12 protein-coding genes are annotated in these 12,921 nt (G+C 74.9%); 5 read left to right on the top strand and 7 right to left on the bottom strand.

The window, feature by feature from the left end; all coding sequences use genetic code 11:
* Positions 1-28: 28 nt before the first annotated feature.
* The 5 genes from HNP84_RS06350 to HNP84_RS06325 all read left to right on the top strand — a co-directional run bounded on the left by HNP84_RS06350 (position 29) and on the right by HNP84_RS06325 (position 7,264).
* A complete protein-coding gene (locus HNP84_RS06350; protein ID WP_185048392.1) occupies positions 29-958 on the top strand; it encodes a siderophore-interacting protein in 930 nt (309 codons plus the stop codon).
* Positions 959-1,129: 171 nt separating this feature from the next.
* Positions 1,130-3,766: an MXAN_6230/SCO0854 family RING domain-containing protein gene (locus HNP84_RS06345; protein WP_185048391.1), complete on the top strand. Its 2,637-nt coding sequence runs from the start codon at positions 1,130-1,132 to the stop codon at positions 3,764-3,766.
* A 747-nt stretch (positions 3,767-4,513) separates the two neighbouring features.
* Positions 4,514-5,467, top strand: coding sequence for an SPFH domain-containing protein (locus HNP84_RS06335; protein ID WP_185048390.1), 954 nt, complete (start codon positions 4,514-4,516; stop codon positions 5,465-5,467).
* Positions 5,468-5,801: 334 nt separating this feature from the next.
* Positions 5,802-6,464 carry a nucleotidyltransferase domain-containing protein gene (locus HNP84_RS06330; RefSeq protein WP_185048389.1) on the top strand — a complete coding sequence of 221 codons (663 nt, stop codon included), beginning with the start codon at positions 5,802-5,804 and terminating at the stop codon, positions 6,462-6,464.
* The gene (locus HNP84_RS06325; protein WP_312923974.1) at positions 6,461-7,264 is read left to right on the top strand and encodes a nucleotidyltransferase domain-containing protein; all 804 of its coding nucleotides are present in this window, start codon (positions 6,461-6,463) and stop codon (positions 7,262-7,264) included. Before HNP84_RS06330 ends, HNP84_RS06325 begins: the two co-directional genes overlap by 4 nt.
* 32 nt (positions 7,265-7,296) lie before the next feature.
* On the opposite strand, the gene HNP84_RS06320 is transcribed toward HNP84_RS06325, so the two are convergent.
* The 7 genes from HNP84_RS06320 to HNP84_RS06290 all read right to left on the bottom strand — a co-directional run bounded on the left by HNP84_RS06320 (position 7,297) and on the right by HNP84_RS06290 (position 12,921).
* Positions 7,297-8,211 (bottom strand): formylglycine-generating enzyme family protein, encoded by a 915-nt coding sequence (locus HNP84_RS06320; protein ID WP_185048471.1) that lies wholly within the window; start codon positions 8,209-8,211, stop codon positions 7,297-7,299.
* Between the two features lie 70 nt (positions 8,212-8,281).
* Positions 8,282-9,448, bottom strand: coding sequence for a pyridoxal phosphate-dependent aminotransferase (locus tag HNP84_RS06315; RefSeq protein ID WP_185048388.1), 1,167 nt, complete (start codon positions 9,446-9,448; stop codon positions 8,282-8,284).
* A 32-nt stretch (positions 9,449-9,480) separates the two neighbouring features.
* The gene (locus HNP84_RS06310) at positions 9,481-10,083 is read right to left on the bottom strand and encodes a helix-turn-helix domain-containing protein (RefSeq protein ID WP_185048387.1); all 603 of its coding nucleotides are present in this window, start codon (positions 10,081-10,083) and stop codon (positions 9,481-9,483) included.
* A gap of 3 nt (positions 10,084-10,086) precedes the next feature.
* Positions 10,087-10,449 (bottom strand): DUF2203 domain-containing protein, encoded by a 363-nt coding sequence (locus HNP84_RS06305; protein WP_185048386.1) that lies wholly within the window; start codon positions 10,447-10,449, stop codon positions 10,087-10,089.
* Positions 10,450-10,504: 55 nt separating this feature from the next.
* Positions 10,505-11,161, bottom strand: coding sequence for a GntR family transcriptional regulator (locus tag HNP84_RS06300; protein WP_185048385.1), 657 nt, complete (start codon positions 11,159-11,161; stop codon positions 10,505-10,507).
* Positions 11,162-11,267: 106 nt separating this feature from the next.
* Positions 11,268-12,221 (bottom strand): polysaccharide deacetylase family protein, encoded by a 954-nt coding sequence (locus HNP84_RS06295; RefSeq protein WP_185048384.1) that lies wholly within the window; start codon positions 12,219-12,221, stop codon positions 11,268-11,270.
* Positions 12,208-12,921: a fumarylacetoacetate hydrolase family protein gene (locus HNP84_RS06290; protein WP_185048383.1), complete on the bottom strand. Its 714-nt coding sequence runs from the start codon at positions 12,919-12,921 to the stop codon at positions 12,208-12,210. Before HNP84_RS06290 ends, HNP84_RS06295 begins: the two co-directional genes overlap by 14 nt.

The following is a 12,921-nucleotide window of genomic DNA, read 5'->3' as shown; positions in this document are numbered from 1 at the left end:
TCCGAGATCGCCGAGCGAAAGCAGCCTGATGAGCGTCACCAGCCCACAAGCCGTACAGAGCCGCGAAGAGCCCGTCTACCGCCCCTTCCATGTCGAGGTACGGCGGGCCGAGCGGCTGAGCCCGAGCTTCCTGCGCGTGACCTTCACCGGCGAACTGGACGACTTCGCCGACCACGGGCTCGACCAGCGGATCAAGCTGGTCCTGCCCCTGGCCGGCGAGGACCCCGGCTACGGGTTCCTCGACGGCACCCCCGACTGGTTCGGCGCCTGGCGCGCGCTGGCCGACGACCGGCGCAACCCGCTGCGCACCTACACCGTGCGCGGCCTGCGCCGCGACCCCGCCGAGCTGGACGTCGACTTCGTCCTGCACGGCGACTCCGGCCCCGCCACCCGCTGGGCCAACCGGGTCACGCCCGGCGACCGCCTCGTGGTGGTGGGCCCCAACGCGCGCTGCGCGGGCTCCACCCGGGCACTGGAGTGGGCCCCGCCACCCGGCGCCGACCGGCTGCTGCTGGCCGGCGACGAGACCGCCGTGCCCGCCATCTGCTCGATCGTCTCGGCGCTGCCCCCGGGCGTACGGGGACGCGTGCTGCTTGAAGTGCCCGACCCGGGCGACGCGCTGCCGCTGGCCGCGCCCGCCGGCGTGGAGGTCTCCTGGCTCCCCCGCCCCCACGGCGCGGCCCACGGCGACCTGCTGATCCCCGCCGTGGCCGGCGCGGTGCGCGACCTGGCCGCCCCCGCGGCCCCCGCGCCGGTGGACCTGGAGGACGTGGACATCGACACCGCCATCCTGTGGGAGTCGGCGGCCGGCGAGGGCGGCGACGGCTTCTACGCCTGGCTCGCCGGAGAGGCCGGCATGGTCAAGACCCTGCGCCGCGTCCTCGTCCGCGACGCGGGCGTGAACCGCTCCTCGGTGGCCTTCATGGGCTACTGGCGGCTGGGCCGCGCCGAGAACTGAGCCCGCCACCGGAAGGGATAAATCACCGCGACACCGAGGTCCAGGTCCGGTACCGTGGCCGATCAAGGGGCGGCTCCTGGACGTGCTTCCTTCTCCAGTCTGTAAAACTGCCTGAGCGCGTCCGATCTCCGCCCCCCTTTTCTTCGCTTCACCACGGCAAGGGGGGCCGCGATGGACCGTCTCGCAGCGATGCTGCTCCGGCACGGCCGCGTCGCCCCCTCCCTGCTCGCGCGCGAGCCGGCGCCCGAACTGCCCGGCGGCACCCCCGAGTGGCTGCGCGGGCGCGCGCTGAACCACGCCCCCGCGCCCGCCGACGGCCTGCTCGCGCTGGAGTCCGACCTGTTCGAGCTGGGCTTCGTGCTCTCGGCCCCGCTCCGGCGGCGCCTGGCGGCCATGGACGCCGGGGAGCTGCCCGCGGTGGGCCGCGCCCTCCTGGGCGGCCTGCTGGCCCGGCTCGGCGGCGCGGTGGACCACGTGCCGCTGTTCCGCGGCTTCCCCCGCAGCGTCCCGGCCGACACCTTCGAGCTGTACGTGCGCCGCGTGTTCAGCGTGCTGCTGCAGGAGCCGGAGCAGCCGTGCGTGCTGTGCGGGCGGGTCGCGACCGTGCACCCGGTGGCGCCGTGCGCCCACCTGGTGTGCCGGGCCTGCTGGGACGGCGCCGACTACAGCGCCTGCCCCATCTGCCACCGCCGTCTCGACCCTGCCGACCCCTTCCTCCGCCCTGCCTCCGAGCCGCCGGCCGACGCCCGCCCCCCGGTTGACCCGCGGCGCCGTACCCTGCTGTCGCTGTGCGAGGACCCGATGGAGGAGGCCGGCGCGATCGTGCGCGCCGTCCTCACCCGGCAGAGCCCGCCCCGCCCCGAGGACCGCGACGAGGTCCTGGCCGCGCTGGACGCCCACTGGCCCGCCGCGCCCTCGTGGCTCCCCGAGGCCATCCCGGTCCGCGAGACCCGCGCCGCCGTCCTCGCCGTCGCGCTGCGGCACGACCCGGCCGGGTTCGCCGAACTGCTCGACCGGCACGCGGGCACCGCGACCGACGTGCTGCGCGTCCTGTACGCGGCGATGGGCGGCGACCCCGGCCTGCGTACGCGCCCGCCGCGCCGCACCACGCTCCCCCGGCCCCTGCGCCGTACGCTGCTCGCCGCCCTGGACCGTCTCTCCCTGCCCCTGCTGGTGGAGGACCTGGAGCGGCACCGGGCGGCGTGGGTGCACATGGCCGAGGTGCTGCACCCGCACGAGCACCACCGCCGCTTCCCCACGGCCGCGCTCGCGTTCGCCGCGCTGCGCGGCACCCCGCTCGGCACCGGCACCCCCTTCGCCCGCGCGATGCTGGACCACGCGGCCGGGCACCCCGGCGTGCTCGCCTTCGACGGCGTACGCCTGCGGCCGGTCACGTTCGCCCGCCGGATCGAGTCCGCCCTGCGCGCCGGCGACCTGCCCGCCGCCCTGGCCCTGCTCCGCACCCGCCCCGGCGAGCTGGCCCGCCGCCTCGCCCACCTGGCCCGCCTCGCCGACGGACCGGACGCGGCGGCGGCCCTGGCCGCGGCGGTCACCGAGGCCGCGCCCCGCGTCTCACCCGCGGTGCTCGTCGCCGCACTCGGCCGGCTGCGCACCGCGCCCGGCGGCGCCCGCCTGTTCTTCCCGCGCGGCGGCGCGGCGAAGGCGATGAGCGTGCTCGACGAGCGCCCGCCGATCCCCGCCGCGACGGTGGCCGCCGTGTCCGGCGCGATCGAGGCGGAGATGCTGCGCCGCGCCGCCGCCCTCCCGCCGCTGCGCCTGGCCCTGCTCGACGAGGGCCTGACGGACCTGCTGGCCCCGGCCGCCGAGCGGTCGGCCTCGGCGGCGCTCGTCCGCATCCCGCGCGGCAGCGTGCAGCCGATCCCCGGCGGCGAGCGGATCAGGCTGTTCCTGCACTGGGCCGACTCCCCGGACGAGCGGGTGGACCTCGACCTGTCGGTGGCGGTGTTCGACGAGCGCTGGCGGTTCGTCGGCCTGTGCGACTACACGAACCTGACCCTGGGCCCGAGGGCCGCGGTGCACTCGGGCGACCTGACCTCGGCCCCCGAGCCGCTCGGCAGCTCGGAGTTCGTCGATCTCGACGTACGCGCCGTACGCCGCCTCGGCGGGCGCTACGTGCTGCCCACGGTGCTCAGCTACAACGACGTCCCCTTCGAGAGGCTGGCCCGCGGCTTCGCCGGCTTCATGGAGACGCCGCCCGGCCAGTTCGGAGAGGACGGCGGGGACGGCGAGGCGTTCGACGCCCGCGCCGTACGCCAGCGCTTCGACCTCGCCGGCCCGGCCAAGGTGCTGCTCCCCCTGGTCGCCGACCTGTGGTCGCGCACCATGCGCTGGACCGACGTCAACCTCGGCGTCTCCGGCGAGATCCACGACATCGACCGCCACGCCCGCTCCCTGGCCCGCCTCGCCTCGGCCATGGAGGACGTCTACGGCCTGGGCGACCACGTCACCCTCTGGGAGCTCGCCCGCTGGCACGCCGCCGCCCGCGCCGAGGAGGTCCTGATCCGCCACCGCGACGGCACCACCACCCTGCACCGCCGCACCCCCGGCGAGCCCCCGGCCGCCTTCGCCGCCCGCCTGACCCCCCTCCCGTCCCCCGCCCCGGCCCCCACCGGCGACACCCCTCTCCCCGACTTCGCCGCCCTGGTCACCGCCGATGTCCCCCTGGCCCCCGGCGCCCAGGTCTACGCCCTCTACCCGGCCCTCCTCGACCCCACGACGACCACCCTCCTGGACGCCGCCGACCTCCTCACCCCCCTGACCCCCGCCACCCAGCTCACCCCCGCATAGCACGCCCCGCCCGATGCGCCGGCGGCGCGAAACGCGTCCGGATGACCGCCCTGCTGAAGGGGCGCACGGGGAGAGTCGCGCGGGACGCAGGGCGCAGTGCACGGACGCGCGTGACGAGCGCGCGCACCTCACACTCGGCCGCGGGCACGACGCCGGACGCGCCCACCCCATGGCGGGCACGACCACGGGCACACCCACCCCGTGGCGACGCGACGACGGGAGCGCCCACCCTGTGCCGGGCACGACCAACGCCGGGCACGACCACCCTCCACACCCATCCCACCGTACCCGGGACACCACCTACCCCCGGCACAACCACCCGCCACACCCACCCCACCCCACCCCGGACACCACCAACCCCCGGCACAACCACCCGCCACAATCGGCGGGGTGAGGATCGCCGCGGTCTGGAGGTAGTCGCCCTCGACCCGGGACCTCAGCATGGCCGGCAGCCGCTCGGCCTCGGGCTCGACCCCCGTCTCGACCAGGGCCGTCACCACGTCGGCCATGCCGCCGACCTCGGGGCACCCGTCGGGACGGTGTTCCAGCGTGCCCGGGTCGCATCCTCCCCTTGCACCAGGCAAAGAATCATGTCCGGAATGCGAACCTCGGCGGGGCTTCTCGGGTCGAACGGCGAGAGAGAGCACACGAACGAAAGCCGCGAATCCACAATTCACTTGTCGGATTGTTCAACGAAACCTACCGTGAAGGCGAAGGCGCTCCCCCACCGACGGAGGTGCTGTGCGAATGTGGCGCAAGGCAGCGGCGGTCGTGATCGGGTTACTCCTGGTCGGCTTCGGGGTGCCGAGCCTGATCGGGGCGCTGGGCGGGTTCGAGAGCACGGCCGCGGGCGAGGTGGCGGTGGTGCGTGACGGCGGGCCGTTCGACGACAGCGAGATCAGGGCGGTGCTCGATCCGGGCTCGGGGCTGACCTGGACCGGGCTGTGGTCCACCACGCACACCTATCCCGCCCAGCAACGGTTCTACACGATCACGGCCGACCCGAAGCGGGCGACCTCGCTGGGCGTGGACGTGGTGACGACCCCGAGCAGCGACGGCGTGAACCTCGGCATCGAGGGCACGCTGTACTTCACGCTCAACCTCGACCACGAGGTCCTCAAGCGCTTCGACGACAAGTTCGGCACCCGCACCTTCCGCGGCCAGGACAACCAGGCCAGGCACGCCTGGGAGGGCGATGAGGGCTGGTCGGCGTTCTTCGGCCAGGCCATCCGGCCGGTGGTGGACAACGCGCTGCGGGTGCAGGTCGGCGCGCTGCGCTGCGCCGAGCTGGTGCCCTCGTGCGCGCTGGTCGAGGGCACAGCCGACGGTCTTGAGGCGCGCGGCACCAACGCCAACGTGGCCAAGGTGCAGCAGGGCGTCAACGACACCCTCCAGCGCGACCTGCGTCAGGTGCTCGGCGAGGAGTTCCTGACCGGGCTGCGGTTCAACCTCGTCCGCGTGACCCTCCCGCCGGAGGTGCAGCAGGCGGTGGACCGCTCGCTGGCCGCCGCCGCGGCGGTCTCGGAGGCCAAGGCCAAGGTGGCGCAGGCCGAGGCGGAGGCGGAGGCCAACCGGGCCCGCCAGAAGGGGTACGACACCTGCCCCGCCTGCGCCGAGATCGACAAGCTGAAGTCGCTCCCGCAGGGCATCACCGTGTACGCCCCGGGCAACCAGGACGCGGTGGTCATCCCCGGCCGGTGACCCCGCAGGACCGGCAGAACGCCGTGAGGGCATCGGCAGGGCGCCGTGAGGACATCGGCAGGGCGCCGTGAGGACATCGGCAGGGCGCCGTGAGGACATCGGCAGGGCGCCGTGAGGGTATCGGCAGGGCTTCGGTAGCGGCGGGGGCCGGGGTCGGTAGCCGGGCGGGCCGGGGTCGGCACCCGGGCGGGCCGGGGGCTCTCGACCGGCGGGACGGGGCTCTCGGCCGGGAGGGCCTCGGCCGCCGGTGGCGGCGATCGGTCGCGGGACGTGGCCACGGCCCGAGCTCCACCGGCCCGTCCGGGGCGGGCCGGGGCCGCTAGGGTCTCCTAGCGTGACCGGTGCCGAGGTGATCGAGAAGTGGTCGGTGCTGCGCGTCGTGGTGGGCTCGCGGGCGTACGGGCTGGAGACCGGGGCGTCCGACACCGACAGGCGCGGGGTGTTCGTGCCGCCGACCGAGCTGCTGTGGCGGCTGGACAAGCCGCCCACGCACATCGAGGGGCCGCTGCCCGAGCAGTTCTCCTGGGAGGTGGAGCGGTTCTGCCGGCTCGCGCTCGGCGCCAACCCGACCGTGCTCGAATGCCTGTGGTCGCCCATGGTGGAGCAGGCCGAGCCCGCGGGGCGGGAGCTGCTGGCGATCCGCCGGGCGTTCCTGTCGGCCCGCGCGCACGAGACCTTCTGCGGGTACGCCGACGCCCAGTTCCGCCGGCTGGACCCGGAGCGGCCCAAGTGGAAGCAGGCGATGCACATGATCCGGCTGCTGCTCAGCGGCCTGCGGCTGGTGACGGAGGGCGAGCCCATGGTGCGGGTGGGCGGGCACCGCGACCGGCTGCTCGCCCTGCGCCGGGGCGAGATCCCGTGGGCGGAGGCCGTGGCCTGGCGCGAGGAGCTGACCCGGCGCATCCACGCGGCGATCCCCGGCAGCCCGCTGCCCGAGCGCCCCGACCGCGACCGGGTGGACGCCTTCCTGCTCGACGCGCGCAGGGCCGCGCTGTGACCGCCACACCGCCCGGCCTGCCCGGTCTGCCCGGTGTGCCCAGTCTGCCCGCTGTGCCCGGTCTGCCCGGCTGGCTGGGCGAGGTCGCCCAAGAGCAGCCGCACCGGCCGGCGTTCGCGACCGTCAGCGGCGCCCACCTGTACGGCTTCCCCTCCCGCGACTCCGACGTGGACCTGCGCGGCGTGCACGTGCTGCCGGTCGAGGACGTGATCGGGCTGCGGCCGGCCGAGGAGACGATCACCCGCTCGTGGACGCGCGAGGGGGTGGAGGTCGATCTGGTCACGCACGACCTGGTGAAGTTCTGCCGGCTGTTGCTGCGCCGCAACGGGTACGTGCTGGAGCAGTTGCTCTCACCGCTGGTGGTCAGCACCGGCCCGGTGCACGAGGAGCTGGCGGCGCTCGCGCCGGCCTGCCTGACCCGGCACCACGCCCACCACTACCTCGGCTTCGCCCGCACCCAGCGCCGCCTGTTCGAGGGCTCCGGGGAGCTCAAGCCCCTGCTGTACGCCTTCCGCGTGCTGCTGACCGGCATCCACCTGATGCGCAGCGGTGAGGTGGTGGCCGACCTGACCCGGCTCTACGCCGGCGGCCCGGCGTACCTGCCCGAACTCGTGGCCGCCAAGCGCGAGGCCGAGCACGGCGCGCTCGACGGCGGACCCGCCCGCGACGTGCTGGCGCGCGACCTGGACGCACTCACCGCGGAGCTGGAGGCCGCGCGCGACGCCTCGGCCCTGCCGGAGGCGCCCGCGGCGGCCGAAGCGCTGCACGACCTGGTGGTGCGCGCCCGGCTCGGCCGCTGACGCCCCGGGCGGGCGGGTGGAGCCGGTGGCGGTCAGGCGGGTGAGGCGGCGCAGCGGAAGCCGGTGTGGCCGGTGCTGCTGTCGGGGGTGTTGGAGGTGCGGGCGGCCACGCGGTACCGGGTGCAGTAGGAGTCGTGGCACATGTACGAGCCGCCGCGGATCACCCGCGCCTCGCCCTTCGGGGGCCCCTGGGGGTCCACGCGGGGGCCGGTCAGGTGGAAGTCGGGGCTCCACCAGTCGGCGCACCACTCCCAGACGTTGCCGGAGACGTTGTACAGGCCGAACCCGTTCGGCTCGTACGCCGTGACCGGGGCCGTGCCGCGGTAGCCGTCCTCGCCGGTGTTCTTGGCCGGGAAGGTGCCCTGCCAGATGTTGCACATGTGCCGGCCGCCGGGGGTCAGCTCGTCGCCCCACGGGTAGCGGCGCCCGGTGAGGCCGCCGCGGGCGGCGTACTCCCACTCGGCCTCGGTGGGCAGGCGGACGCCGGCCCAGCGGCAGAAGGCGTCGGCGTCGTGCCAGGAGACGTGCACGACCGGGTGGTCCCAGCGGTCCTCGACGGTGGAGCCGGGCCCCTCGGGCTGCCGCCAGTAGGCTCCCTGCACCGCGCACCACCAGGGCGTCTGGTCCACCCTCGGGGAGTCGCGGCGCAGCGGGCCCGGCAGGAAGCCGGCGTACACGTGGGACCAGCCGAACCGCTCCGCCTCGGTGACGTAGCCGGTGGCGTCCACGAACTCGGCGAAGCGGGCGTTGGTGACCGCGCAGGCGTCGATCAGGAACGGGCCGACCGTGACCTCGCGCACCGGGCCCTCGCCGTCGGCGGGGAACCCCGTGCCGTCCTCGTCGCCCATCAGGAAGGTCCCGCCCGGCAGGCCGACCATGCCCTCCGTACGCGGCTCGCCCGCGCGGGCCGCGCGCACCGGCACCGGCGCCGGAGCCGCGACGGGCATGGAGGGGGCACAGCAGGCAGGACGTTCCGTGGTCACCCCGACATTATGCGGTCCGCCCGGCGCACCCCCGTCACGCGCCCTTGATCGCGGCGTCGAAGCGGGCGCGCAGGCCGGCCAGGCGCTCGACGGGCTCCCTGCTGTAGACCAGCCGCACATAGTGCGGCGCCACCCGTTCCCCCCAGGCGGTCATGGGGGTGGCGGCGACGCGGCCGTGGGCGAGGAGGCGGGCCGACAGGTCGGGCGCGGTCAGGCCGAGCGGCCGGGCGTCCACCAGGCAGGACCAGCCGCCGCCTGCGGGCACCACCGGCAGCCCGGCGAGCTGGGCGAGCACGGTGTCGTGCCTGCGCCGGTACTCCGCCGCGGCCTCCGCGACCCCGCCGCCCGCCGGGTCGGTGAGCGCGGCGACCGCGCCGAGCTGGGCGAAGCCGCTCGCCACCGTGGTGTTGTAGATCACCGCCTGGGCCACCCGGGCCAGCAGCGGGCGCGGCCCGGCCACGTAGCCGATCCGCCAGCCGATCATCCGGTACTCCTTGGACATGGAGCCGATGATCAGGGTGCGCTCGGCCAGGCCGTCGAAGCGGCACGGGTGGAGGCGGGGGGAGCCGTCGTAGAGGATGCGCTCCATGGCGGCGTCGTAGACGAGGGCGGCCCCGGTGCGCTCGCACAGCTCGGCGACCGCGGTCCAGTCGTCCTCGTCCAGCACGCAGCCCGACGGCATGGACGGGCTCATCAGCACCAGTGCGGCCGGGCGCGCGGCCTCGGCGGCGCGCAGCGCGTCGCGGTCCAGGCGCCACCCGGCCGCGTCCGGGACGAGCGGGACGAGGTGGGGCCGGGCCCCGGCGAGCCGGGTCCGCTGGAGCAGGCCGGCGTACGTCGGGTCGGTCAGCACCACGGTGTCGCCGGGCTCGGACACGGCGAACAGGGCGGGCAGGACGCCGCTGGTGCCGCCCGAGGTGACGACCACCTCGGCGCCGGGGTCGTACCGGCGGCCGGACCTGCGCTCCAGGTCGGCGGCGATGGCCGCGCGCAGCTCGGGCAGCCCGGTGAACGGCAGCCAGCTGTTGCCGCGCGCCTCACCCACGGCCGCCCTGGTCGCCTCGACCGCGGCGGGCGGCGGGGCGAGGTCGGTGTCCAGGTTCTCCATCCGGAGCACGTCCGGGTCCTCGCCGGCCGCCGCGGCGACCTTGTCGATGTCGAAGGACCGCAGGCCCTCGAACCGCGTGTTCGGTCGTTCCATATACGGAACGATGCGAGGCGGACGCCCTCCTGTCAACCCTCCTCGGGGTAGCGCATCACCAGCGTGCCCTCGACCGGCTCGGCCCCGGCGGCGGCGTAGCCGTGCGGGACGGAGGCGTCCCAGCTCGCGTGCTCCCCGGCGCGTACGAGCAGCGGCGCGCCGAGCGCTCCCACCTCGGCGACGCCCGCGAAGACGGTCAGGAACTCCCGTACGCCCGGCGCGTGCGCCGGCGACTCCTGCCGCGCCCCCGGCCGGATGCGCACCCGGTACACCTCGGTGACCATCCCCGCGTCACGGAACCGCTCCAGCAGCACGGCGTCCACCGCCGCCCCGGAGACCTCGGGCGCGACCGCACCCACCGCGCCGGGCTTCGCCGCGGGCTCGTCCATCCACCCGCCCTCGGCGTCAGCCCGCGGGATCACGGCGCTGAGCGGCAGCCCCATGGCGGACGTCACCGCGAACAGCGTCTCCAGCGTCGGATTGCGGCGCCCCGCCTCCAGCTCCGACAGCGTCGCCTTGCCCAGCCCGGCGCGGCGGGCCAGCTCCGACAGCGACCAGCCCGCACGCCGGCGCAGCTCCGTGATCCGCGCCCCGACCAGCGCCGCCTGCCCTCCCGCCCGCGCCTGCTCCGCCATCGCTCACTCCAGCGGCCGGCGGCCGAGAAACCCCAGCTCGCTGCGGTGATACCAGGCCAGCTCGGCGTCCCCCTCCAGCCAGCACAACCGCACCGAGACCCCGTCGAGCTCGGCGGGGAAGTCGACCAGCAGCGGCGCCACGCCCTTCACCTCGATGCCGCGATCGTCGAACCAGCTCAGGATCTCGTCCATGCGCGCCTCGTACGCCTTGGCCTCGGCCAGGCCGCCCAGCGGCGAGGGCCGCCCCATCCGCAGGTCGTAGGAGAGCTCGGCCAGGTCGGCCCGCGCCCGCACGAACTCCGCGGCCCGCCGGCGCACTTCGGGCACCATGGCCCGCGCCTCATCGACAGTGAAGATCCGATCCACACCGGAACGCTACCCCCTCCCCCACCCCGGACGCCCCACCCGGGGACCCGCTCCCTCAGCTCATGGAGGCGCGGCGGGCCGCCTCGATGTGCGACTTGGCCGCCTGCCTGGCGGCCTGCGGGTTGCCCGCGCGGATCTCGGCCACGATGGCACGATGCTGGTCGCCGATGGTGGCGGCCCAGTGGGGGTCGTCCAGGTTGGCCACCGTGGTGACGGCGATGCGGTCCCAGACCCGGTGGAGGGCGTCTTCGAGGAAGGGATTGCCGGCCGCCGCGCCGATGGCGCGGTGCAGGGCGAGGTTGGCCTGCGCGGACGCCCGCGGGTCACGGGCCTCGACCGCGGCTTCGACCTTCTCCACCGCCCGGTCGAGCTCGTCGATCCGGGCCGGGGCCAACTGGCCCCGCGCCTGCCGCTCGGCGGCGAGCTCCGCGGCCAGGGCTTCGAGATCGGCGCGCAGCACGAACAGGTGCTCCGCCTCCTGGGGGGTCAGCGCCGCGACCGCGACGCCCCGGGCGGTCGGCACCACCAGTCCCTCGGTCAGCAGCCGTCCGATCGCCTCGCGTACCGGTGTGCGGCTGACGCCCAGCTCCGCCGCGATCACTTTCTCCATCAGGCGCTGGCCGGGCGCGTACTCGCCCTCTGCGAACCGGCGGCGCAGTGTTGCGTACACCGCTTGGGCGCTGCCGGGCTGCGATTCGAAGGTGCCGGTCATATGCTGAGCATACTCTGCATGCACGATCTTGTCGGTGGGTTCCGGTACGGCGCCGCCGCCGCTCCCCGGCCGCCATCGCCGCGGGCCGGGGAGCGGCGGCGGTCGCTCAGCGGGCCGCCATGGAGCCGCGCCCGGAAGCCGGCTCGGCAACGGGGACGGGCTCGGGAGCAGGCTCGGCAGCGGGAGCGGGCTCGGGGCGGGCGCGGCGATACCAGTCGAGGATCTGCTCGCCGGTCCACACCTGGACGTCCCGGTGGGCGCGGATGTGGTGCAGGGCCTGGTCGAAGTACTTCAGGCGATGCGGCGCGCCCATGATGTACGGGTGCACCACCAGGGCCATGACCCGGGCGGACCGGCTGGAGTCGGCGTAGAGCTGGTCGAACTGGTCCACCGCCCGCTGCAGGTATTCGCGGCCCGCATGATGCTGGATCAGCATCATGGCGACGTCGTTGCATTCCTGGGTGTAGGGAATGCTCACGATCGGCGAGGTGCGGGTGGCCAGTTCCACGGGCTGGTCGTCGAGGACCCAGTCGCAGACGTACTCGTATCCTTCCTCGACGAGGATGTCCGGCGTTTCCCAGGTCTCGGTCAGCCCGGGGCCCAGCCAGCCCCGGGGCCGGGTTCCGGTCGCCGACTCGATCGCCCGGGTGGTGGCCCGGATGTCGGCTCGTTCGTCGGCCACCTTCTGCATGTTCTTCTGCGTCAGGCCGTGCCCGATGAACTCCCAGCCGCGGTCGCGGGCCGCCCGGGTGATGTGGGGGTAGTGCTCGATGGCCTGGCCGTTGATGGCCAGGCAGGCCCGTACGCCGTGCCGGTCCAGCGTGTCGAGGATGCGCCAGAATCCGACCCGGTTGCCGTACTCGTGCCAGGCCCAGTTGGGGACGTCGGGGGCGGGGATGCCGCCGGCGGGCGGGGTGAGCACGGTCCGGGGCATGGGGTCGGTGTCGGACCAGGTCTCGACGTTGACGATGACCCATACGATCATCCGTCCCCCGTCGGGGAGGGTGAGCGCGGGGCGCCCCTCGATGGGGTCGTACGCGAGCCGTTCACTGGGACGCATGGGTGTCTCCTGGGCGGATGGTCACGGTCAGGGAGGGCAGGCCGGTGATCTCGACGTGGATCCGGTCGCCGGGCCGCACCGGGGCGACGCCGGCCGGGGTGCCGGTGTAGATCAGATCGCCCGGCATGAGCCGGTAGGAGCGGGACAGGTGGCTGATGATCTCCGGGACGTCCCAGATCATCAGCTTCAGGCTGGTGTGCTGGCGCAGCTCGCCGTTGACACTCAGGCGCAGCTCACCGGAGAGCGTCTGGGTGGCCTGCTGCGCCGGGAGGATCGGGCCGCAGGGCGCCGAGTGGTCGAAGGACTTGCCGGCCTCCCAGGGCCGCGCCATCGCCCGGCACTCGCGCTGCCGGTCGCGCCGCGTCAGGTCGATGCCGGCGGCGAAGCCGAAGACGTGATCGAGCGCGTCCTGCGGCCCGATGTCCACCCCCTCCCGCCCGATCGCGACGACCAGCTCGCCCTCGAACTGCAGGTCTTCGGTCTGCGGCGGATACGGGACGGCCGAGCCGTCGGGGACGACCGCGTCGGCGGGCTTGTGGAAGAAGAAGGGGTCGTCGCGCTCGTCGCCCTCGCGCATCTCGCGGATGTGGTCGAGGTAGTTGCGCCCGACGCAGTAGACGCGCCGGACCGGGAATGCCCCGGGCCGTCCGGCGACGGGGACGGCGGCCTGGTGTGGCCGCCAGAGCAGGGAGGTGGTCAT

This window comes from Thermocatellispora tengchongensis (genome assembly GCF_014202315.1).
Lineage (GTDB): Bacteria > Actinomycetota > Actinomycetes > Streptosporangiales > Streptosporangiaceae > Thermocatellispora > Thermocatellispora tengchongensis.
The sequence above is the reverse complement of the archived record's forward strand: the minus strand, read 5'-3'. Positions and strand labels throughout refer to the sequence as shown.